At 69.7% G+C, this 22,223-nt stretch carries 20 protein-coding genes; 12 read left to right on the top strand and 8 right to left on the bottom strand.

From position 1 onward, the window contains the following. Positions 1-447: 447 nt before the first annotated feature. Entirely contained in the window at positions 448-2,979 is a 2,532-nt protein-coding gene (locus HDA39_RS26495) for a bifunctional FO biosynthesis protein CofGH (protein ID WP_184799545.1), read from the bottom strand. 124 nt (positions 2,980-3,103) lie between these two features. On the opposite strand from HDA39_RS26495, the gene HDA39_RS26490 reads away from it, so the two are divergent. Continuing rightward, positions 3,104-3,625, top strand: coding sequence for a TetR/AcrR family transcriptional regulator (locus HDA39_RS26490; protein WP_337925904.1), 522 nt, complete (start codon positions 3,104-3,106; stop codon positions 3,623-3,625). 114 nt (positions 3,626-3,739) lie between these two features. Beyond that, positions 3,740-5,632 (top strand): ABC transporter permease, encoded by a 1,893-nt coding sequence (locus HDA39_RS26485; protein WP_238356153.1) that lies wholly within the window; start codon positions 3,740-3,742, stop codon positions 5,630-5,632. A gap of 3 nt (positions 5,633-5,635) precedes the next feature. Here HDA39_RS26485 and HDA39_RS43835 read toward each other — a convergent pair whose 3' ends face one another. From HDA39_RS43835 to HDA39_RS26470, 3 genes are all read right to left on the bottom strand, one after another. Further along, complete coding sequence (locus HDA39_RS43835; protein ID WP_337925903.1) at positions 5,636-6,856, bottom strand: MFS transporter; 1,221 nt, start codon at positions 6,854-6,856, stop codon at positions 5,636-5,638. Further along, entirely contained in the window at positions 6,853-7,299 is a 447-nt protein-coding gene (locus HDA39_RS26475) for a MarR family transcriptional regulator (protein ID WP_184799541.1), read from the bottom strand. Before HDA39_RS26475 ends, HDA39_RS43835 begins: the two co-directional genes overlap by 4 nt. Positions 7,300-7,404: 105 nt before the next feature. Further along, positions 7,405-8,661, bottom strand: a complete 1,257-nt coding sequence (locus HDA39_RS26470) for a glycosyltransferase (RefSeq protein ID WP_184799539.1) — start codon at positions 8,659-8,661, stop codon at positions 7,405-7,407. Between HDA39_RS26470 and HDA39_RS26465 the strand changes: the two genes are divergently transcribed. The 4 genes from HDA39_RS26465 (at position 8,660) to HDA39_RS26450 (ending at position 11,699) form a co-directional block, all read left to right on the top strand. Next, on the top strand, positions 8,660-8,971 hold the full coding sequence (locus tag HDA39_RS26465; RefSeq protein WP_184799537.1) for a MarR family winged helix-turn-helix transcriptional regulator: 312 nt from the start codon (positions 8,660-8,662) through the stop codon (positions 8,969-8,971). The two genes, HDA39_RS26470 and HDA39_RS26465, sit on opposite strands and share 2 nt — an antisense overlap. Positions 8,972-9,046: 75 nt before the next feature. Next, positions 9,047-9,718, top strand: a complete 672-nt coding sequence (locus tag HDA39_RS26460; RefSeq protein ID WP_184799535.1) for an acyl-CoA-like ligand-binding transcription factor — start codon at positions 9,047-9,049, stop codon at positions 9,716-9,718. After that, complete coding sequence (locus HDA39_RS26455) at positions 9,715-11,319, top strand: MDR family MFS transporter (protein ID WP_184799533.1); 1,605 nt, start codon at positions 9,715-9,717, stop codon at positions 11,317-11,319. The genes HDA39_RS26460 and HDA39_RS26455 overlap by 4 nt, the downstream gene beginning before the upstream one ends. 80 nt (positions 11,320-11,399) lie before the next feature. Then, positions 11,400-11,699, top strand: coding sequence for a thiamine-binding protein (locus HDA39_RS26450; RefSeq protein WP_184799531.1), 300 nt, complete (start codon positions 11,400-11,402; stop codon positions 11,697-11,699). Here the strand turns inward: HDA39_RS26450 and HDA39_RS26445 are convergent. Further along, a complete protein-coding gene (locus tag HDA39_RS26445) occupies positions 11,696-12,439 on the bottom strand; it encodes an SDR family oxidoreductase (protein ID WP_184799529.1) in 744 nt (247 codons plus the stop codon). The genes HDA39_RS26450 and HDA39_RS26445 overlap by 4 nt on opposite strands. A gap of 100 nt (positions 12,440-12,539) precedes the next feature. Here HDA39_RS26445 and HDA39_RS26440 point away from each other — a divergent pair, with 100 nt between their 5' ends. Both HDA39_RS26440 and HDA39_RS26435 read left to right on the top strand, forming a co-directional pair. Then, on the top strand, positions 12,540-13,412 hold the full coding sequence (locus HDA39_RS26440; RefSeq protein ID WP_184799527.1) for a helix-turn-helix transcriptional regulator: 873 nt from the start codon (positions 12,540-12,542) through the stop codon (positions 13,410-13,412). 37 nt (positions 13,413-13,449) lie between these two features. After that, positions 13,450-14,751 (top strand): RICIN domain-containing protein, encoded by a 1,302-nt coding sequence (locus tag HDA39_RS26435; RefSeq protein WP_184799525.1) that lies wholly within the window; start codon positions 13,450-13,452, stop codon positions 14,749-14,751. Here HDA39_RS26435 and HDA39_RS26430 read toward each other — a convergent pair. Next, a complete protein-coding gene (locus HDA39_RS26430) occupies positions 14,748-15,647 on the bottom strand; it encodes a bile acid:sodium symporter family protein (RefSeq protein WP_184799523.1) in 900 nt (299 codons plus the stop codon). The two genes, HDA39_RS26435 and HDA39_RS26430, sit on opposite strands and share 4 nt — an antisense overlap. Before the next feature lie 98 nt (positions 15,648-15,745). On the opposite strand from HDA39_RS26430, the gene HDA39_RS26425 reads away from it, so the two are divergent. From HDA39_RS26425 to HDA39_RS26410, 4 genes are all read left to right on the top strand, one after another. After that, positions 15,746-16,822: a beta propeller repeat protein gene (locus tag HDA39_RS26425; RefSeq protein WP_184799521.1), complete on the top strand. Its 1,077-nt coding sequence runs from the start codon at positions 15,746-15,748 to the stop codon at positions 16,820-16,822. A 72-nt stretch (positions 16,823-16,894) separates the two neighbouring features. Then, on the top strand, positions 16,895-17,713 hold the full coding sequence (locus tag HDA39_RS26420; protein WP_184799519.1) for an endonuclease/exonuclease/phosphatase family protein: 819 nt from the start codon (positions 16,895-16,897) through the stop codon (positions 17,711-17,713). Between the two features lie 301 nt (positions 17,714-18,014). Continuing rightward, positions 18,015-19,361 carry a C40 family peptidase gene (locus tag HDA39_RS26415; RefSeq protein WP_337925902.1) on the top strand — a complete coding sequence of 449 codons (1,347 nt, stop codon included), beginning with the start codon at positions 18,015-18,017 and terminating at the stop codon, positions 19,359-19,361. 101 nt (positions 19,362-19,462) lie between these two features. Beyond that, positions 19,463-19,636, top strand: coding sequence for a hypothetical protein (locus HDA39_RS26410; RefSeq protein WP_184799515.1), 174 nt, complete (start codon positions 19,463-19,465; stop codon positions 19,634-19,636). Between the two features lie 9 nt (positions 19,637-19,645). Here the strand turns inward: HDA39_RS26410 and HDA39_RS26405 are convergent, their stop codons facing one another. After that, positions 19,646-20,440, bottom strand: coding sequence for an HAAS signaling domain-containing protein (locus HDA39_RS26405; protein ID WP_184799513.1), 795 nt, complete (start codon positions 20,438-20,440; stop codon positions 19,646-19,648). A 61-nt stretch (positions 20,441-20,501) separates the two neighbouring features. Beyond that, entirely contained in the window at positions 20,502-22,049 is a 1,548-nt protein-coding gene (locus tag HDA39_RS26400) for an alpha/beta hydrolase (RefSeq protein ID WP_184799511.1), read from the bottom strand. Between the last annotated feature and the right edge of the window lie 174 nt (positions 22,050-22,223).

The raw sequence follows: 22,223 nt of genomic DNA, 5'->3' as shown, positions 1-22,223 counted from the left end.
GCACAAGCTTTTTACTTGTTGCGGCAGGCAACGTCGGCACAATGTGTGACTGGACGTCTACAGTCCGTCGCCTTCTGAAAAGCCAATGCAAATGTTTGATCCGGGGGATGGTCCCGCTCCGGGCTCGCGTGACAACGTTCAGTTGTCGGCGGCGGACGGGTCGCCGGCACAGGCTCTTGGTGGAACCGCGAACTCCCGTCCGCGACCGGAACTGTACCTCCCCTGCCGGCCGCGGAAACGAGTTCAGGCCCACCATCCTTCGGGCCGAACGCCCTCTCGGGGCAGAGCAAGACGCCGGTCGTGCCGCACAGGGACGCCGGTCGCCAGTGAGGTGGTGACCGGCGCCCGGCACGACCGGCGTTTTCTTGTCCCGGTGGTACCGGTGCGACTGGGGACCGATACCACCGGGCCAAGCCCCCGCCCTGTGGACGGGGGCTTTCGTGCGTCTCAGGCCAGTTCGAGCTCGGTCACCGGGTGCTGCGGGACCTCGCCGTACGTCGTGGTGCGCTGGCGGGCCGGGCGGCCGGCGGCCGTCGCCATCGCGGTGAGCTCCTCGATCGACTTGCGGGAGCCGTGCTTGGAGCCGGCCATCCGGCTGATGGTCTCCTCCATCAGGGTGCCGCCGATGTCGTTGACGCCGCCGTTCAGGACGGCGACGCAGCCGTCGGTGCCGAGCTTGACCCAGGAGCACTGGATGTTGTCGATCCGGCCGTGCAGCATGATCCGCGACATCGCGTGCACCGCGCGGTTCTCGTCGTACGTCGGGCCGGGGCGGGCCACGCCGGCCAGGTAGATCGGCGAGTTGGTGTGGATGAACGGCAGCAGCACGAACTCGGTGAACCCACCGGTCCGGTCCTGGACCTCCGCGATCGTGCGCAGGTGCTGGACCCAGTGGTGCGGCGAGTCGACGTGGCCGTACATCATCGTGGACGACGACGGCAGCCCGACCTTGTGCGCGGTGGAGATCACCTCGATCCAGCTTGCCGTCGGCAACTTTCCCTTGGTGAGGATCCAGCGCACGTCGTCGTCGAGGATCTCGGCCGCCGTCCCGGGGATGCTGTCCAGCCCGGCCTCCTTGACCGAGATCAGGAACTCCTCGATCGACAGCCCGGTGCGCACCGAGCCGTTCACGATCTCCATCGGCGAGTACGCGTGCACATGCATCTGTGGCACCCGCTGCTTGACCGCGCGGACGAGGTCCGCGTACGCCGTACCGGGCAGGTCCGGGTGGATGCCGCCCTGCATGCAGACCTCGGTCGCGCCGATCACCCAGGCCTCCTCGGCCCGCTGGGCGACCTCGTCCATCGACAGCGAGTACGCGTCGGCGTCGGTCCGCCGCTGGGCGAACGCGCAGAACCGGCAGCCGGTGTAGCAGACGTTGGTGAAGTTGATGTTGCGGTTCACCACGTAGGTCACGTCGTCGCCGGCCACGGCCTTGCGCAGGTCGTCGGCGATCCTCGCGAGCTGGTCCAGCGCCGGACCCGTTGCCGTCATCAACGTCAGCGCCTGGCTGTCCGACAACCCGGCCGGATCGCGCTCGGCGGCCGCGAGCGCTTCCTTGACGTCGCCGTCGATGCGCTCAGGAGCCCCGCCGGCCTCCGCCGCCCTGCGGGCCGCCACGTCTTCCCTCAGCACGTCCCAGTCGCCGTACGCCGCGTCGAAGTCCGAACGGGTCTCCGTACGCCGTCCTTCGGTGTCGATCGCGGTGTGCAGGTCGGTCCGGCCGACCGAGTCCCAACCGCCGTCCGGCTCCTGCCAGGGCAGGCCCTTCGGCATCGCGGCCTCGTCGGCCAGGCCGGTCGCCGGGTCGACGAGCGCCTCGACGTGCGAGATCAGGCGCGGGTCGAGCCACGGCTCGCGCAGGTACTCCGGGTGGGCCGTCAGCCGCTCCCGCAGCGTGAACCCGGCGTCGGCGGTCAGCTTGGTCAGGTCGTCCAGGTGCGGCCAGGGACGTTCGGGGTTCACGTGGTCCGGGGTCAGCGGCGAGACGCCGCCGAAGTCGTCGACCCCCGCGGCGAGCAGCAGTTTGGCCTCGTCGAGGTCGACCAGGTTCGGCGGGGCCTGGACGCGGGCGCGCGGGCCGAGCACGATCCGGGTCACCGCGATCGCGGCCAGCCACTCGTGCAGCGGGACGTCCTCGTCGTTGCGCATCGCCGTGTCCGGCTTCACCCGGAAGCCCTGGATGATGACCTCCTGGATCCCGCCGTACTGGCGGGCGACCCGGCGCAGCGCGAAGACCGAGTCGGCGCGTTCCTCGATCGTCTCGCCGATCCCGATCAGCAGGCCGGTGGTGAACGGCACGTTCGAGCGGCCGGCGTCCTCGAGCACGCGCAGCCGGACCGACGGGTCCTTGTCGGGCGAACCGAAGTGCGGCTGGCCCTTCTCCTCGAACAGCCGCCGCGAGGTCGTCTCCAGCATCATGCCCATGCTCGGCGCGACCGGCTTCAGCCGCTGCAGGTCCTGCCAGGACATGACGCCCGGGTTCAGGTGCGGGAGCAGGCCCGTCTCCTCCAGGACCCGGATCGCCATCGCGCGGACGTAGTCGAGGGTGCTGTCGTAGCCCGCCTCGTCCAGCCACTGCTTGGCGGCGTCCCAGCGGTCCTCGGGCGCGTCGCCGAGTGTGAACAGGGCTTCCTTGCAGCCCAGGGCCGCGCCCTGGCGGGCGATCTCGAGCACCTCGTCCGGGCTCAGGTACGGCGACTCGACGCGGCCGGGCGTGGTGGCGAACGTGCAGTAGTGGCAGCGGTCGCGGCACAGCCGGGTGAGCGGGATGAAGACCTTCTTGGAGTACGTGACGATGCCGCTGCGTCCGGCGTCCTCGAGGCCCTGGTCGCGGACCCGGCCGGCGGTCGTCATGAGCTTGTCCAGTGCTTCACCGGAGGCCGTCAGCAGCACCTCCACCTCGGCCTGGTCCAGGGTCTTGCCGTCGTCCGCGCGCTTGAGCGCTCGCCGCATCGCGGTGCTGAGAGTGGAGGTCACGGCATCCGAGCCTAGGCGCTCGAACAGCCCGGATCTCGCGATTCCCCGGCCGAAAAACAATCAGTACGTCTGTCCTGTTAGTTTGTTGTTTGTGCAGGTCACGAGGGGTGTTGACGGTCGGCGGGTGCGTGGTGCACTGCGTCGGGACGAGTTGCTCAGGGCGACGCTTGCGGTGGTCGAGCGGGCTGGTGTCGCCGGGGTGAGTCATCGGGCCGTTGCTGCTGAGGCGGGGGTCTCGGTGGCCTCGACGACGTACCACTTCGCGTCGCTCGACGACCTGCTGATCGCGGCGCTCACCGGTGCCGCCGAGGACCTGACCGCCGAGCTGCACGAGCGGGTGACCGAGCTCGGCGCGCGGCCTGCGGACGAGCTGGCTCGGTTGGTCGAGCACCTGCTGGTCTACCGCCGCGGACGCACGCTGGCGGCGTACGAGCTGTATCTGCTTGCCGCCCGGCGCCCGGAGCTGCGGGAGGCCGCCGGGGCGTGGTTGCAGCCGCTGACCGAGATCGCGAGGACGTTCACGACCAACCGGCAGAAGGCGAGTCTGTTGGTGGCGGCGCTGGATGGGCTTCTGCTGCAGTCACTCGTCCGCGCGAGACCGTTCGCCCAGGGCGACGTCGCGGCCCTGCTCGTCTACCTGCGGTAGGACGGGGCCGAGCGCCGCGCTGCTCTCTTCTCCTTCCCGGGGTAGCGCACGCGTTACCTCAGGTCGGGCTTGCCGGCCCGGGGCAGGCGGCCGCTGCAACGGTTGGCTGGGGGCATGCTGAGGATGTCGCTGGGGGCGTTGCGGGATCGGTGGCACCTGTTCGCGGGTGCGGTGGTGGCGGTCGCGTTCGGGGTCGGGCTGATCCAGTCCGCCCTGCAGGTGATGGCCGCGACGGACGCGCCGTCGCTGCCGCCGGGACTGACCGGGCTCGAGCGGTCGAAGATCCGCGACGGCTACGCAGGCGCCGCGACGCTGCTCGGGATGTCGGTGATGCTGGCCGTCTTCCTGACCGTGTTCGTGGTCAGTACGACGTTCGGCTTCGCCGTCGTCCAGCGCCGGCGCGAGCTCGGGCTGCTGCGACTGGTCGGCGCCCAGCGCGGCAGCCTGCGCCTCATGTTGTTGCTCGAAGCAACGGTGCTCGGCCTGGCCGGGACGGTGCTGGGGGTGCCGCTCGGGCTGCTCGGGACGTGGGCGCAGTCGGCGCTGCTGATCGAGCTGAGCATGCTGCCGTCCTGGTTCGACGCGCCGTGGATCTGGGGCACGCTGTGGGTCGCCGCGTTCGTGGGCGTGGGAACGGCGGTGGTCGGCGCGTTCGCGGCGGCCTGGCGGGCGTCTCGGGTCAGTGCGCTGGAGGCGATCGGGGACCTGCCGCGGACGATGCCGGTGATGACCGGGTGGCGGTGGTTCTGGGGAGTGTCGTCGGCCGGGTTCACGGTGCTGATGGTGATCGCCGCGCAGGCCGCGGGAGATTTCGTGGCCGGGTTGCTGATCGCGCTGGTGGTGATGATCAGCGGGTCGGTCGCGTTGAGCCAGCTGAGTCCGATCGTCGTGCCGATCGCCGGTCGGCTGCCCGCGGTGGTGCTGCGCGGTTCCGTGGTCACGGATCTCGCGAAGGCCGGCGTCCTGCACGCCGTACGGCGAAGTGCCGCGACCGCGGCGCCGCTGATCGTGCTGGTCGGACTGCTGGCCGGGTTGTGGGGTGTGTTCGGGTCGCTGGCCAAGGCGGTGGGGGAGGAGCAGCGGCAGCTGATCTCGGCGGATCTGGTGGTCGAGGGGTCGGTCAAGCCGGGGGAGGGGATCGCGGCGGTGTCGGAGCAGACGACGGTGCCGGTGACGATCGTGGGGAAGAAGCAGACGCGGTACTCGGAGGCGGTCGGGATCGATCCGGCCGGGTACCAGCGCACGCACGAGCTGCGGCCGCGCCGGGGATCGCTCGACAAGTTGTCGGGGGCAACGATTGCGATCGGGCCGGGGATGGCGGCGGAGGGGTACAAGCTCGGGCAGGTGCTGACGGCGACGATCGGGGGGAAGCGCCTTCAGGTGAAGGTGGTCGCGCTCATGCCGGAGACGTTGGACGTGACGGAGAACTTCTTCGTGCCGAAGGAGCTGACCGAGGGTTTGGGGGGTTCTACAGAGACGCTGGTGAAGGTGGATCCTGGTGCTGACTTGAAGACGGTCGGGCGCGCGGTGTCGGCGGCGGGTGGGGGCGCGGTGCGGACGGTGGAGGAGTGGGCCGAGGACAAGGCGGCCGTCGAGCAGCGGGACGACACCGGGATCTTCGTGGTGCTGATGGGACTGGCGGGGGTCTATGCGGCGGTCGCCGTGGTCAACGCCGTGGTGATGGCGGCGGCTGAGCGGCGGCGCGAGTTCGCGCTGGCGCGGATGGCCGGACTGACGCGGCGACAGGTCGTCGGGATCGCGACGGTCGAGTCGCTCACCGTCGTCGTGGTCGGCGTCCTGCTGGGCGCTGTCGTCGCAGGTGCAGCGATGGCGGGAATCGCGGCCGGTACCGCGCAGATGTTCGGCGTCGTCGTGGTCGCGGTGCCGTGGCGGTTGCTCGGGCTCCTCCTCGCGGGCTCGCTCGCCGTGGTCGGCGGTACGGCGGCGATCACCGCCTGGACCACGACCAGGTTCAGTCCGGTCGTGGTCCTCGGTGGTCGGGAGTGAGGCTCAGGCGTCGGCGACGGTGATCGCTTCCGCCTCGGTCCGGGAGTGCGACGACGGGATGCGCAGGTGGGCGAGCGGCTTCCAGCCCGTGGCCAGAGCGCCGACGGCCATTACGACGGCGAAAGCGCCGACGTAGAACGGCAGCTGGACGTTGACCTCCTCGCCGAGCTTGCCGGCCAGCCACGGCGCGACCGCGCCGCCGGAGAAGCGGACGAAGCTGTACGCCGCGGACGCCGTACCGCGTTCGACCGGAGCCGCGCCCATCACGGCCTCGGTGATCAGCGTGTTGTTCACACCGAGGAACAGGCCGGCCACGACCACGCCGACCGCGAGCACGTGCGGATGGTGGGCGTAGACGCCCATCACGGCCAGGTCGGCGGCGAACAGCAGCAGCGCAGTCATCACCACGGGGAGCGTGCCGAAGTGGCGTTGCAGCCACGGCGCCGCGAAGACCGACGTGAGCGCGAGCCCGATGCCCCAGCCGAAGAAGATCAGGCCGATCTGCCGGGCCGACATCGCCAGCGGGAACGGGGTGAACGCGAGCAGGGTGAAGAAGCCGAAGTTGTAGAGCAGCGCGGTCACCGCGACGGTGGCCAGCGACCGGTGCCGCAACGCCTTCAGCGGTTCGAGGATCGACGTACGGCGCGGAGCCGGCGGCGAGGCCGGCAGCAGGAACGCGGTCGCGGCGAGCGCGATCGTCATCAGGACGGCGACGCCGAAGAACGGGCCGCGCCACGAGATCGTGCCGAGCTCACCGCCGACCAACGGGCCGGCCGCGATCCCGACGCCGAGCGCCGCCTCGTACAGGATGATCGCCTCGGCGACCGAGCCGGCCGCGGAGTTCACGATGGTGGCCAGGGCGGTCGCGATGAACAACGCGTTGCCCAGGCCCCAGCCGGCCCGGAAGGCGACGATGGCGCCGATCGAGTTCGACAGGCCGGCCAGCGCGCTGAACACCACGATGATCGCGAGACCGATCAGCAGAGTGCGCTTCGCGCCGATCCGGCTGGAGACCGCGCCGGTGATCAGCATCGCGACGCCGATCACGGCCATGTAGCTGGTGAACAGCAGCGACACCTGCGAAGGGCTGGCGTGCAGCTGCTCGGCGATCGGCTTGAGGATCGGGTCGACCAGGCCGATGCCCATGAACGCGATCACACAGGCGAAGGCGACGGCCCAGACGGACTTGGGTTGCTTGAGAAAGGAGCTGCTCGTGCTGCTCACCGGGGGTGTTCCTCCAACGGTTCGAGGGTGAGGATCTTGTGCAGGACGGTGACCGCGGCCTCCAGGGTGGTGAGGTCTTCGGCGGGGAGCTGAACCAGCCGTTGGGCGATGGCCGCACCGGCTTCGCGCCGGGCGTGATCGAGTTCTGCCCGGCCGGCGTCGGTGAGGCTGATCAGACTGGCCCGGGAGTCGGCGGGGTCCGGCTCCCGCTGGACCCACCCGCTCTCCTCCTGCCGCTGCACCAGGGTCGACATCGTCGGCTGCGAACACCGGTCGGCCTTGGCGAGCTCGCTGATCCGGGTCGGGCCGAGTTCGTCGAGCCGGCCCAGCAGACGCATCGCCGCGTGCGGCAGCGCGCTCACGTCCCGGCTGGCCAATCGGGTCAGCCGGGCTGACGCCACCACGACGTCGACGCCGAGCTTGGAGAGGTTCGGTGCGATCACTCCTTCATATTACATAGGTATCCTATGCATTTCCAGGAATGAGTCCTGCCTCACCACGGTCCTGGCGGTGAGGTAGCGGTTGGCTGGGACGGAGGGCAGCGGTGGTCAGGCTGCTGCGGCGGCGACGGCCTGGGCGGCTTCGGCCGGGCCGTCGGTCGCGGCGTACAGCTTCTGGATGCGTTCGGCAGCGACCAAGTGGGTGGGATCGCCGAGCATCGCGCTGGCTGTCGCGGGGAGCTGGTCCAGGTCCGGGGGAGCGACGTGCCGGGCGGCGCCGAGGCGTTCGACCAGGGTGATGTTGAGGTCCTGCTCGAGGTGCAACGGGATACCGAGCAGCGGGCAGCCGGACGCCATCGCGGTCTGCGTGCTGCCCTGGCCGGCCGTGGTGACGGCCAGGTCGACGCGCGGCATGACGAGGTGGCTCGGCAGCGTGCCCCCGACACAGACCTGGCTGGATTCCAGGTCCTGGAGATCGTGGACGGTCCCGGCGACGAGGATGCGGGCGTCCAGAGCGCTGAGCGCCGAAACCGCCTTGCGCACAAGGGCTGCCGGGGTCGAGGTCATCGCGACGTACACGATCGGGCTCTCGCCGCTCAGGAACTTCTCCACGTGCGCAGGGATCGGGACATCGAGGTGAGCGTAGAGCGGGCCGACCGACGTGAGGCGCGAGCCGGCGCGGTAGCCGCGGCGTGGACGCCAGGCTTCGAGGTCCGCGGCCGAGATGCCGAGCACCTCCGGGATCTCCGGGACCAGCGAGAGATCGCCGAGCAGCAACGCCGGGAGGCTCGGGATCTCCTCGACGCCGAGCGACGTGGCGACGCGGTTGAAGCCCGCCGTGTACGCCGGCAGCCGGTGGATGGACTTGTTGACGACGTACCGCCGCAGCCACTTCGGCAGCCGGGCGAGGCGCGGGTCGAGCGGCTGGCTCGGGCTCGGCAGCATCCGTCGCTCGAACACCGGCGGTACGAAACTGCCCGCGTGCTCGGTGATCACCTGGACGCCGGCCAGTCGCGACGACAGCAGCGCCGTCAGCGTGAAGCCGGTGACCGCGACGGTGATCCCGTGCGCGCGGAAGTACTCCGCCTCGGCCTGGACGTAGGTGTGCAGCTCCTGGTCGTCGTACATGCTCTGGCCGGGATCGCCGAGGCCGATCGCCGACGCCACGAACGCGGCCGACCTGGCCGGCGAGAGGCCGGGGCCCAGTACGTCGTACGGAACGCCGGCCTCGACCAGCCGGCGCTCGTGCGGACCGCCATGGGTGGCGACCCGGACCGGAACGCCGAGCGCGGTCAGCGCGCGGTGGAGCTCCAGCATCCGTGAGGTCTCGGACAGGTAGGCGCAGTGCGCCAGCAGGCAGATCATGGACCGGCGGTTGCGTGAGGACGGCCTGACCACGCAGCAGGCCGCGCTCGGCAGCACCCACCAGAACGTCGCGCAGATCGTCGCCGCCCTGGTCCGCAAGGACCTGCTCGAGATCCTGCCGGACCCGGCCGACAAACGCCGGAAGTTGCTGGCGGCAACCTCGACCGGCGCCGCCTACTGGCAGCGCCGCGACGAGTCCGACTTCGCTGCCGTCGCCGACTGGTTCGGCGATCTGAGCCCGCGGGAGCTCGAGACCTTCTGTGCGCTGGCCAACAAGGTTTTGAAACGTCTGGATGAACACTCGGAGTAATCAGTGCGTGACTGCAAGATTGCAGTGACAAGTAGTTTGCACGGACTGCAAGTTCGTCCTACCGTGGAGGATGTGATGCAGACCGAGGAAGCCGTCGCCGGTGGGCGGCGGGAGCGCAAGAAGCGGGAGACGCGGCTGGCTCTGGCCGCCGCGGCCCTGCGGCTGGCGGCGGAGAAGGGGCCGGACAACGTCACGGTCGAGGAGATCAGCGAGGCCGCGGACGTGTCCGTGCGGACCTTCTTCAACTACTTCCCGCACAAGGAGCACGCGATCCTCGGGCGCGACCCCGAGGACCTCGAGCGTTCGCTGACCCGGCTGCGCGAGGCGCCGGCCGAGCAGTCGCCGCTGACCATGCTGCGGGTGCTGGTCAGCCAGGCGCTGGCCGACTTCGAGGACAAGGCCGGCGACGCCAAGGAGCGGGTCGAGCTGATCGGCCGGTCGCCGGCGCTGCTGGCGCAGTTCGTCCTGCTCGGGGCCGAGGACGAGCGGGCGCTGTCGTCCGCGCTCGCCGAGCGGATGGGCGAACCACCGGTCTCGCTGCGGCCGGCGTTGCTGGTCGGCGCCGTCACCACCGCCGTACGGGTCGCGGCGGAGAAGCAGAAGCTCGCGGGCGAGCACGAGGTGCCCGACCTGACCGCGCTGGTCGACGAGGCGTTCGCCCTGCTCGCCGACGGTCTGGATCCCGCGTACGACAAATCCGTTCTTTTGCAAGCACCGTTGACACGAGTACAGGAAGGTCAGTCATGACAACGACCTCTTCGCCCACGCCGTCCGACGCGGCGGGCGAGGTCACCCCGCCGGAGGTGGCGGCCACCGAGGTGGCGGCGCTCACCCCGCGGCAGACCGTGCAGGCCATCTCCGGCCTGATGATGGGCATGTTCGTGGCGATCCTGGCCGGCACCGTGGTGTCGACCGCGCTGCCGCGGATCATTCACGACCTGGGGGCGAGCCAGTCGTCGTACACCTGGGTCGTCACCCTCGAACTGCTGGCGATGACGGCCACCGTGCCGTTGTGGGGCAAGCTCGCCGACCTCTACAACAACAAGCTGCTGGTCCAGCTGTCGCTGGGCTTCTTCGTGGTCGGCTCGCTGGTGGCCGGCTTCGCGCCGAACATCGAGGTGCTGCTGGGCAGCCGGGTGCTGCAGGGTCTGGGCGCCGGTGGTCTGACGGCGCTGGTGCAGATCGTGATGGCCGCGATCATCCCGCCGCGCGAGCTCGGCCGGTACTCCGGCATCTTCGGCGCGATCTTCGCCTCGGCGACGGTCGGCGGACCGCTGCTCGGCGGTTTCCTGGTCGACTCGCCGCTGGGCTGGCGGGCCTGCTTCCTGGTCGGCGTGCCGTTCGTGATCGCGGCGATCATCCTGCTGCAGCGCACGCTGAAGCTGCCGACCGTACGGCGTGAGGTGAAGATCGACTGGTGGGGCGCGTTCCTGATCACCGCCGGCGTGAGCACGCTGCTGGTCTGGTCTTCGTTCGCCGGCAACAGGTTCGAGTGGGCCTCGGGCTGGAGCTTCCTGCTCGTCGGTGCGGCCCTGGCCGCGCTGGTGGCCGCGGTGATGGTCGAGCGCAAGCACCCCGAGCCGATCATCCCGATGGACCTGTTCCGCAACCGCACGGTGACGCTGTCGATCGTGGCCAGCGCGCTGGTCGGCGTGGCCATGTTCGGCGGCTCGGTCTTCCTGGCGCAGTACTTCCAGATCGCCCAGGGCTACTCGCCGACCAAGGCCGGCCTGATGAGCCTGCCGATGATCCTCGGCATGATGGTCGCCTCGACCATCGCCGGTGGCCTGATCACCAAGTACGGCAAGTGGAAGATCTACCTGGTCGTCGGCAGCGTGCTGCTGCCGATCGGCCTGGCGCTGTTCGGCACGATCGACGCGCACACCTCGAAGTACCTGCTGTGGGCGTTCATGATCGTGCTCGGCGTCGGCATCGGCCTGGTGATGCAGAACCTGGTGCTCGCCGCGCAGAACGACGTACCGGCGCGTGAGCTGGGGGCGGCTACCTCGGCGGTCAGCTTCTTCCGCAGCATGGGCGGCACGATCGGCGTCAGCGTGCTCGGCGCCATCCTGGCCAACAAGGTCACCGAGACCCTGAACCCGGGCGGTGCCTCGTCCGGTGGCGGTGCGGTGCCGAACATCGCCGAGCTGCCCGAGGAGGCCCGGGCCGTCGTCGAGAACGCGTACGGCGCGGCGACCGCGGACCTGTTCATGATGTCGGTGCCGTTCGCGGTGCTGGCGCTGGTCGCGGTGCTGTTCATCAAGGAGAAGCCGCTGATGACCACCAGCGGTGCCGAGCGGCGCGCGGCCGAGGAGGCCCGCGAGAAGGTCGTGCAGGACGAGGTCTGACCGGGACCTGATCCCGGGGGCTCGGGCGGGCGACGGCCCGTGCCCCCGTTCGCCGGGGGCGGGCTGGTTAGCTGGTGGGCATGATCGTTGCCTTCAGTATCAGCCCGGCCGCCGGGGACGAGACCGGTGGCGTGAGCGAGGCGGTCGCCGAGGCGATCCGCGTCGTGCGCGCCTCCGGCCTGCCGAACGAGACCAACGCGATGTTCACCAACCTCGAGGGCGAGTGGGACGAGGTGATGGCGGTGGTCAAGCAGGCCGTCAACGCCGTCGCCGCGGTCTCGCCGCGGGTCAGCCTGGTGCTCAAGGCCGACATCCGGCCCGGCTACACCGGCCAGCTGACCGCCAAGGTCGAGCGCCTGGAAGAGGCCCTCGGCGACTAGTGGCTGTTGAGGGCCGCGAAGGTCTCGTCGTACCGGTTCTCCAGCTCCGAGTTGCGCAGGAACTTGACCCGTTCGACGAGGATCTCCCGAGCCTCGGGCTGGTCCGCGAACAGCTGGACCGACTCGTCGAGGTACTCCTCCAGCGGCATCCACGTCGGGTCGGGGTCCTGGCCCTCGAACAGATTCGTCTGGACGGCGGGCGGGACCAGCTCGATCACCTGGACACCGCTCCCGGCCAGCTGTGCGCGCAGGCTCTCGGTGTAGCTGTGCACGGCGGCCTTCGTCGCGTTGTACGTCGGCGTCAGGACCAGCGGCGTGAAGGCCAGACCGGACGACACCGTCACGATCGTCGCGTCCGGCCGCTGCTCCAGGAACGGCAGGAACGCCGTGATGGTGCGGATCGTGCCGAGCAGGTTGATCTCGATCGTCTGCTCGGCCACCGCCAGGTGCTCCGGGTCGCGCAGGTTCTCGCCGCGCATCACGCCAGCCATCGTGATCAGCACGTTGGTCTCGGGGTACCGCGTGGTGACAGTGCCGTACGCCGAGGCGATCGACGCCGGGTCGGCGACGTCCAGCTCGACCGTGCCGAAGCCCTCCTCGGCGGCCAGCCGGTCGAGCAGGTCCTTGCGCCGCCCGCTGATGATCACGGTGTTGCCGAGGTCGCGGAACCGGCGGGCCAGCCCGAGGCCGATGCCCGAGGTGCCGCCGGTCAGGAAGATCGTGTTGCCTGTCGTTTTCATGACTCCAGCTTTGGACGGCCGGACCGCCGTAACCAGGCTGAGCTCAACCACTGCTCGGCAAGCAGTGGATCGCGGTGGAGCGGCCTGAGAACCTGGAGTCATGGAGTACGGCGAACTGTCCGACTTCCTGCGCAAGCGCCGGGAAGCCCTGCAACCCGAGGACGTCGGGATGCCGCGCGGCCGGCGCCGCCGGACGCCGGGCCTGCGGCGCGAGGAGGTCGCCGCGCTCGCGTCGATGTCGACCGACTACTACAGCCGCCTCGAAGGGGGCCGAGGGCCCCAACCGTCGGTCGAGATGCTCGGCTCGATCGCCCGCGCGCTGCGGCTGACGCTGGAGGAGCGCGACCACCTGTTCGTGCTCGCCGGGCACGGCGTACCGCCGCGCACGACGCGGGCCTGCCACGTCGACCCGGGCATGCTGCGGATCATGGACCGGCCGCGGGACACGCCCGCGCTGCTGCTCAACCGCTGCGGGGAGACGCTCGCGCAGACACCGGCGCACGTCGCGTTCGCCGGTGAGCAGACCAACCGCGAGGGGATGGACCGCAGCGAGATCTACCGCTGGTTCGCCGACCCTTCGGGACGGGTGCTCTACCAGGAGCCGGACCGGACGAACCACAGCCGGATGCTGGTCTCGATGCTGCGGGGCGTGTTCACCGCCGACGGCCCGAAGTCGTACGCCGCCTCGATCGTCCGGGCGCTGCAGAAGCTCAGCCCGGAGTTCACCGAGCTCTGGGAGCGGCACGAGGTCGGCGTGACGCACAGCCGGACGAAGCGGTTCGATCACCCGGTCGTCGGCGAGCTGGAGCTGTACTGCGAGGTGATCGACAACCGCGACCAGCAGCAGACGCTGGTGGTCTTCACCGCCGCGCCGGGCAGCGAGAGCGCCGAGCGGCTGCAGCTGCTGACGGTGCTGGGGACTAACGAAGGAAACTTCTGGAAAGGGCTTGCAGGGGCTAAAACTGAAAGTTAGTTTAAGTCCTGAATTTTCCTCGGAAAGGACCGCCCCCATGCCTTTCGTCCGACATTCCTTCCTGCCCAGAATCCTGGCCCTGGTCGTGGGCCTCCTGCTGCTCGCCTCGGTGCCCGCTGCCCAGGCCAAGGTCCAGCAGGAGCAGCAGGTTCAAGCGACCTTCAACGTGCTGGCCTTCTACAACGGCAACTGGGACGCCGCGCACATCGACTTCGTCAAGGAGGCCAACCAGCGGTTCCCGCAGTTCGCGGCGCAGAACGGCTTCACCTACACCGCCACGAACGACTGGAACCGGCTGAACAACCTCAGCGCCTCGCAGTACCAGGTGGTGATGTTCCTCGACGGCGCGCCGACCGGGGCGTCGCAGCGGACCGGGTTCCAGCGCTACATGGAGAACGGCGGTGGGTGGTTCGGCTTCCACGTCTCGGCGTACAACGACGCGCAGACGGCCAGCTGGCCGTGGTACTACCAGACCTTCCTCGGCACCGGCCGGTTCCAGACCAACACCTGGGGGCCGACCGCGGTGAACCTGCGCACGGAGAACCGGACGCACCCGGCCCTGGTGAACACGGGCGCGACGTTCCGCTCGTCGGTCAGTGAGTGGTACGGCTGGCAGAACGACCTGCGCACCAATGCCAACATCCAGATCCTGGCCGCGATCGACCCGGGCAGCTATCCGGTCGGCACGGACCCGAACCAGACCTGGTACTCGGGCTACCACCCGATCGTCTGGTCGAACAAGAACTTCAAGATGGTCTACGCCAACTTCGGCCACAACGCGATGAACTACGAGACCAACACCCGGCTGTCGTCCACCTTCGACAGCGCGGCCCAGAACACCTTCGTGATGGACTCGCTGAAGTGGATGGGCGGCGGTGGTACGCCGCCGGTCGACCCGCCGACCGGTCAGCCCGAGCCGAACACCTGGTACACCGCGACGAACAAGGCGACCGGCAAGTGCGTCGACGCCCGCGCCGCCGCGACGGCGAACGGCACGGTCGTGCAGCAGTACGCGTGCAACGCCTCGACCGCGCAGCAGTACCAGTTCCAGCCGACGTCGGGCGGGTTCGTCCGGATCAACAACCGCAACGACGCGACCAAGGTCGTCGACATCACCGGCGTCTCCGCGGCCGACAACGCCGGCCTGCAACTGTGGACGTACAGCAACGGCACCAACCAGCAGTGGCAGGCCGTCGCCGAGGGCGCCGGCTACTTCCACTTCGTCAGCCGGCACAGCAGCAAGTGCCTGACCGTCCCCGGCGGCTCGACCGCCGACTCGGTCCAACTGGTCCAGCTGACCTGCAACGGGTCCGCCGCCCAGTCGTTCAAGCTCGCCTAGGCGGTCGCCCGTCCGGGGAGCACGTCGTTCCCCGGGCGGGTGCCGCGGCGGCTGAGGTAGTAGGCGAAGGCGGTGGTGGGGAAGAACATCACGATGCCGTAGACGGCGACCGGGATGGACATCTCGCTGCTGCCGAGCAGGGACGGGCTGAGGGCGATGGTCAGCGCGAGGGTGGCGTTGTGGATGCCGATCTCCATCGAGCAGGCGATCGACTGGCGCTCGGCCAGACCGGTGAGCCTCGGTACGGCGTACCCGACGGCCAGGCTGATCACGTTGAGCAGCAGGGCGATCAGGCCGACCTCGACCAGGTAGTCGAGCACGTTGTCGCGCTCGGTGAAGATGGCCGCGAAGATGACGAGGGCCAGTACGAGGATCGAGCCGAGTTTGACCGGCCGCGCCATCCGGTCGGCGAACGCCGGTCTGCGGCCGCGGACGAGCATGCCGAGGGCGACCGGGACCAGCACGATCGCGAACACCTGCAGCATCTTGGCCGGTTGCAGGCCGATCTGGCCGTCGCCGAGGAAGTGGTTCAGCGACAGATTGACCACGATCGGCAGGGTGATCACGGCGAGCACCGAGTTCACCGCGGTCAGCGTGACGTTGAGGGCGACGTCGCCGCCGGCCAGGTGGCTGAACAGGTTGGCCGTCGTACCGCCGGGAGAGGCGACCAGCAGCATCATGCCGACCGCCAGCGCCGGGGCCAGGCCGAACGCCTTGACCAGGCCGAAGCAGATGATCGGCAGCAGCAGCACCTGGGTGCCCAGGGCAACAAGTACGGCGCGCGGCATCCGCATCACCCGGGTGAAGTCCTTCACCGTGAGGGTGAGGCCGAGGCCGAACATGATCACGGCGAGGGCGATCGGCAGCAGCACCGAGGTGAGTACGGAGTCGTTCAACGCAGGGCCTCCTTCTGATGGGTGCTCAGAGTGACAGCGGCTGCGGGACGGCGGCAAGGGCTCGTACTTGCCGGGGGCTTGTACTAGCTTTCTCGATCATGAAGACCCTGCGCATCGCCGCGCTCGCGGCCGGAGTCCTGCTCACTGCCTCGATGATCACGACCCCGGCGTCGGCCGGTGGCCATCGGCCGACGTACGAGTGGGAACTGACGCCGACCGGGAGCGCGTCGCAGTTCCGCGGGCTGGCGGCGGTGAGCAAGGACGTCGCGTGGATCGCCGGAAGCGCCGGGCAGGTGCTGCGGACGGTCGACGGCGGGAAGAAGTGGCAGAACGTGAGCCCGGCCGGCGCGGAGCTGCTGCAGTTCCGTGACGTCGAGGCGTTCGACGCGCGGCGGGCCGTCGTACTGGCGATCGGGCCGGGGGAGGACTCGCGCGTCTACCGGACCGTCGACGGCGGCAAGCACTGGACCGAGACCTTCCGGAACACCGAGCCGACCGCGTTCTACGACTGCCTGGACTTCAACGACTCCCGGCACGGGCTCGCGCTGAGCGATCCGGTCGGCGGGAAGTTCCGGATCGCCGGTACGTCGGACGGCGGCAAGTCGTGGAAGGTGCAGTCGTCGGCCGGGATGCCGGCGGCGCTGCCGGGCGAGTTCGCCTTCGCTGCTTCCGGGACGTGTCTGGTGGCCGGTGCTGGTCGGACGGCGTGGTTCGCGACCGGCGGCGGCGACCGGCCGCGGGTCTTCCGGACCGTCGACGGCGGCCGGACGTGGAAGGTGACGGACTCGCCGATGGCGAGCGGTGCGGCGGCGGGGATCTTCACGCTGGCGTTCCGTGGCCCGCTGTACGGCGTGGCGCTGGGTGGCGACTTCGAGAAGCCGACCGAGGCGGTGCGCGCGGCGTCGGTGACGTACGACGGTGGTCGGAGCTGGCGGTTGATCCCGGCCGCGCAGGCGCCGAAGGGGTACCGCAGCGGGTCGGCCTTCGTGCCGGGGACGCTGGCGACCGTGGTGGCGGTCGGGCCGTCGGGGAGTGACGTTTCGCTGGACGGTGGGCACCACTGGACGCAGTTCTCCGACGCGAACTTCGACAGCGTGGAGTGCGCGGGACACGGGCGTCAGGCCGGCTGCTGGGCCTCCGGTGCGAAGGGTGCGGTCGGTCGTTTGACCCGGTGACCCGGTTTTGTTCAGCTCGGCGACACCCGGACGACGTACCGGGGTCGCATCGGTTCGACCAGGATTGAGGCCATGCGCATTCTTCCCAAGAGTCTGCTCGCCGCTGTCGCGGGACTGCTGATGGTGCTGCCGACCGCCGCCGCGGCGAGTCCGCGGCACGACGACCGGACGCTGAAGGTGATCACGTACAACATCCACCACGCCGCCGGTGTGGACGGCGTGCTCGACCTGGAGCGGATCGCGAAGGTGATCGAGTCCTCCGGCGCGAACGTCGTCGGGCTGCAGGAGGTCGACAACCACTGGGACGTCCGCAGCAACTGGGTCGACCAGGCGGCCTGGCTCGCGCGCCGGCTGAAGATGCACTACCGGTTCGCGCCGAACCTCGACCTGCCGCCGGTCAACGCCGGTGAGCCGCGCCGGCAGTACGGGACGGCGGTGCTGTCGCGCTTCCCGATCAAGGACTTCAAGAACACGCTGCTGCCGCTCTACCCGACCGGCGAGCAGCGCGGCCTGGCCGTCGCCACGCTGAAGGTCCGCGGGCAGGAACTGCGCTTCGCGAACACGCACCTGACCAGCAACAACAACGCCGAGCGGCTCGAGCAGGCCAAGAAGGTGGTCGAGCTGCTCGGCCCGTCGAAGCGGCCGACCCTGCTGGTCGGCGACCTGAACGCGGTCGACACGTCGCCGGAGATCAAGACCCTCACCGCGGTCCTGCGCGACACCTGGCCGCAGGTCGGCAAGGGACCTGGCTACACGATCGAGGCGAGCAACCCGACCAAGCGGATCGACTTCCTCCTGCACAACGCGGGGCTCCGGCCGACCTCGGCGTCGGTCCCGGTGACGCTTGCTTCCGACCACCTTCCGGTGGTCGCGAGCTTCACCCTTCGCTGACCTGCTTCTGAAGGTGCCCTCCGCTTGCGGAGGGCACCTTTTTCGTTGCCTTGGCAAGCGGTTGCTGGGGGCCACTGAAATCGGGCGCGTGAATTACAAGCTTGTAGTTTGTCAAGCCGACACGCAGGTGCAACAAAGTTATTCGTGGGAAAGCTGTTCCCAATGGGGCTGAAGGCAACTAGTGTCACGTATGTGGTCCAGAAGGACCAAAAGTTCGCGAACTCTGGGGAAGGAGTTCGCGACCGGCGGAAGGAAGTACCCGATGCGGACGCCCTCGGGGGCTACCTCCGGCAGGCGGGTCGTGAGCACTGGGAAGACCGGTAGGGCTTTGCTCTCCGGGGTGCTCGCGGTCTGTGTGACCGGTGCCATGGCCCTGACCACCGTGCCGGCCCAGGCCGACCCTCCGGTCATCCCGTCGCAGTCCCAGGTGGACGCGGCGAAGAAGGCCGCCGCCGACAAGGCCGCGCAGGTCACCGCGATCGAGCAGCAGCTGGCCGGCGCGAACGCCCGGCTCGAGCAGCTCGGCCGGGAGACCGGTATCGCCGCCGAGAAGTACAACGGCGCGGTCTACCGGCTCACCAAGGCCAAGGCCGAAGCGGCCGCGGCCGCGACCCGGGCGAAGAAGGCGGCGCAGACGCTCGCGGACCAGCGCCGCCAGATCGGCCGGTTCGCCGCGGCGTCGTACCAAGGTGGTGGCGACCTCGCGCAGCTTGGGCCGCTACTGAGTGCCGACGGCCCGCAGCAGTTGCTCGACTCGGCCGGTGCGGCACGTTCGGTGTCGCAGGCGATGCAGGGCTCGTACCTGCGGTTCACGGCGACCCAGGTGGTCAGCAACGCGTTCAAGGTGCAGGCCGACACGGCCGTCACCAAGGTGCAGGCCGCGACCGACGATGCGGCCAAGGCCAAGAAGGCCGCCGAGGCCGCCGAGGCGAACCAGGCCTCGGCCGTCGCCTCGATCGGTGCCCAGCGCAAGCAACAGATCGCCCAGTTGGCGACCTTGCGCAGTACGTCGTACCAAGTGGCCGACCAGCGGCAGCGGGGACTCGAAGAGCTTGCGCGCCAGCGAGCCGCCGCCCTCGCCGCGAAGAAGGCCGAGGAGCTCCGGAAGCGGATCGCCGCCAAGGAGGCCGCCGAGCGGGCCGAGGCCGCGGCCGAGCAGGCCCGCAAGGACCGGGAGGAGCGTGAGGAGGCCCAGAAGCACGGCACCAAGCCGCCGAAGAAGAAGCCGAAGCCGAAGATCGAGCGACCGGGCAACGGTGGCGGCGGCAACACGCCCAGCCGCAAGGGCGCGGCGGCCGCGGTCGCGTTCGCGCTGTCCCAGCTCGGTGAGCCGTACGTCTGGGCGGCCGCCGGTCCGGACTCGTGGGACTGCTCCGGCCTGACCATGAAGGCGTGGAAGAAGGCCGGCGTCCAGCTGCCGCACTACAGCGTCGCGCAGTACGAGCAGGTGCGGCACATCTCCGAGGACGAGCTGCGCCCCGGCGACCTGATCTTCTGGGGCGAGAACGCGAGCGACCCCGGCACGATCTTCCACGTCGCGATGTACCTGGGCGGTGGCCGGATGGTGCACGCCCCCCGGCCCGGCCGCCCGGTCACCATCGACAGCGTCTACTACTGGGAAGACCCCGACTTCTTCGGACGCCCCTGAAACCGCTGCGGCGGCGCGATGTCCCGGCCGCCGCAGCTTTGACCGTCAGCCCGCCCCTGACACCGCACCTGAGCCGATGCCCAGCAGAACGGTGGTAGCTGATGACCCAGACCCCTCACCGAACACGCCTCGCCGCAGTCCTCACCCGCCGCCGCCCGGCTCCGAAACAGGAGGCGGCCAACGGCCCCGCCGGCGAGACGCGCCCGGAGGTCGCTCTCGTCGAGGAGCCGGCCGAGCGCCACCAGTTGCCGTCGTACTCGCTGATCGGCTGGTAGCTCGACGAGCTAGTAGCGGATGCGGTGGACGCCGCTGAAGCTGTAGCCGTCCCAGCCCCACGCGGTGCTCCCGCCGATCAGAAGGATGGCAACGGCCAGGACGGCGACAGCGTTGAGCGGGATGACCAGCCAGAGCCAGCGACGGTCGCGTTGGGTGATCCGGCCGACGCGAACGGAGAGCAGGGCGCCCACCGTCGCGGCGACGAGCAGCGGACCGGCATCGGTGCTGCGCGCCAGTACGCCGTACAGGGCGATGCCGCCGAGAGCGCCGCGCAGCACCCACCAGAAGGGCTGGCCGACAGCGACCAGATCGCGCTGGAGCCCGGTCGGAAGCAGCGCGTGGTACCGGCGGATCCGGCGCTCGTGCCGCCGCCAGAGCGAGGTCCCCGTGACGACGGCCGGATCATGCTTGCCCAGGGCAAGTAATCCCAGGGCGGCCGGAGCGAGGCCGAGGACCAGCCAGCCGAAGACCGTGGCGGAGGAGACGGGGTCGGTGGCGAACCAGGCGACCAGCAGAAGAGGCGTCAGTACGGTCGAAAGGGCCACCCAGAGCAGCGCCCCGGTGCCGCGGTCGGAGCTCTCCGGCCTGGGTGGGTAACCGGCAGCGGCACGCAGTTGATCGGCGTACTGCCGCGGAGCGCCCAGCCGAACCTCCAGGAGCTCCTGCGCCGGTAGTTCCTCGGCCAGCTCGGTCAGGTGTGCGGCGATGTCGTCCATCACCGCTTCGAGCTCGGCCGGCGGCAGGTCGGCAAGTTCGGCGCGGACGCGCAGCAGGTAGCCGTTCGCGGTGTCGGTCGTTGTCACACAAGCCTCCCGGAGATGTTCTGCGATCCAGGGTAGTGTGCAATGCGTAATACCGGAAGGCTCACCAGCGAGCGGTGGTGTTGGGCGGGTCCTGGGTGTGTGTGGTCAGAGCTGGGTTGTTGGCGGCGCAGCGGGTGCCGTTGGGCGGGACGGTGAGGTCGAGTAGGTAGTTGTCGGCTGCTGCTCGGGTGCAGGCCGTGCGGCTGTAGACGACGTGGCCGGCGCCTTCGTAGGTGACCAGGACGGCGCCTTTGCCGAGCTGCTGTTTGGCGTTGAGGGCCCAGGCGTAGCCGGTGGCTGGGTCGTGGATGCCGTTCAGCATCAGGATGGTCGGGGCGCCTTTGACGTTCAGGCGGTGCTGCGGGTTGTTGACCTTCGGGAGGCCGATGCACGACGTGATGGACGACAGGGCCAAGACCGATGCGCGCATGTTGGGGGCGACCTTCAGGCTGGTCTTGTACATCGCGTCCAGCTCGCGGAAGTCGCTGACGGGCACCGACCAGTCCTGGCAGAAATGCGGGCGGACGTCCTCCACCAGCTCGTCGGTTGCCTGCCGCTGGGGGCCGCGGGTCGTGGCCAGCTCCGACTTGGCGGAGCGGAGTGTGGTGGCCGTCTGCTTGCCGCTGTGGAGTGAGGCGAGCAGTTGGCCGAGCTGCACCCAGCGGGGTCGGCTGAAGTAGAACTGCGTCACGTCGAGCAGAGCCCAGGTGCTGACCTTGGTGCCGTCGGCGGGGTCGACCAGCTCGCCGGCGTCGGCCTTGGCGAGCAGTTCGGCGTACAGCTTGGGGACGTCCTGGCCGTTCAGCGCGCAGTTGGGGCTCTGCCCGCACCACTTCACGAACTGCTCGAACGAGTCCTCGGCGAAGGCGCCCTCGCTGAGGAGGAACGGCCACTTGCCCAGGCTGTGGTCCATGTTGCCGTCGTTGACCATGCTGCGGATGCGGTGCGGGAACAGCTCGGCGTACATCTGGCCCATCAGCGTGCCGTACGACGCGCCGTACCAGTTGAGCTTGTCGGCCCCCAGCGCGGCGCGGACCGCGTCGAGGTCGCGGGCCACGGACACGGAGTCGACGTGGTCGTACAGCAGGCCGGTCTGCTGGCGGCAGTCGGCAGCAAGCTGCTTGTTGTACGCCGTGAGCGCGGTGTACTCGGCAGGGGTCCGCGGGAGCACGGTGTAGCCGGGGCGGTCGAGGGCGGTCGCCGTACAGACCACCGGGTGGCTGCGGGCCACACCGCGCGGGTCGACGCCGATGATGTCGAAACTGCGCAGGACAGCCGGGCTGAACTGGGCGCCGGCGCCGAAGGCCATGCTGACGCCGGAGCCGCCCGGGCCACCCGGGTTGATGAACAGCGGGCCCTTGGAGGACGCCGGGTCGTCGGCGGGACGCTTGGCCAGTGCCAGCTCGAAGGTGGCGCCGTTCGGCTTGGCCCAGTCGACCGGGAGGGTGATGGTGCCGCAGGACAGCGCCGGAGCCTCGGCGCAGGGCGACCAGGTGATCTCCCTGGTCCGCTGCGGTTCTGCCGCGGCCGCTTGGGACACCAGTCCGGCGGCCAGCAGGAGCAGGGCGGAGCCGGCGGCTGCCGGTCGGGTCAGACGTTTCCAGGTCATGCGGGCGGTCCCCTCCGTCGGAATGTCCGGACGGTCGGCAACCTACCGGGGACTCCGGGTGACCGGGAGGGCTTTGCAGCTAGCTGCAGGCGATGTCCGAAGCTCAGGTGAGGGTCGCGGAAAACCTGTGGCGGCGACCGTAGACTTTGGCGGATGCCGGGAGTAGTGTTTCTG

Origin of the sequence: Kribbella italica, assembly GCF_014205135.1 — a bacterium.
Lineage (GTDB): Bacteria > Actinomycetota > Actinomycetes > Propionibacteriales > Kribbellaceae > Kribbella > Kribbella italica.
The sequence above is the reverse complement of the archived record's forward strand: the minus strand, read 5'-3'. Positions and strand labels throughout refer to the sequence as shown.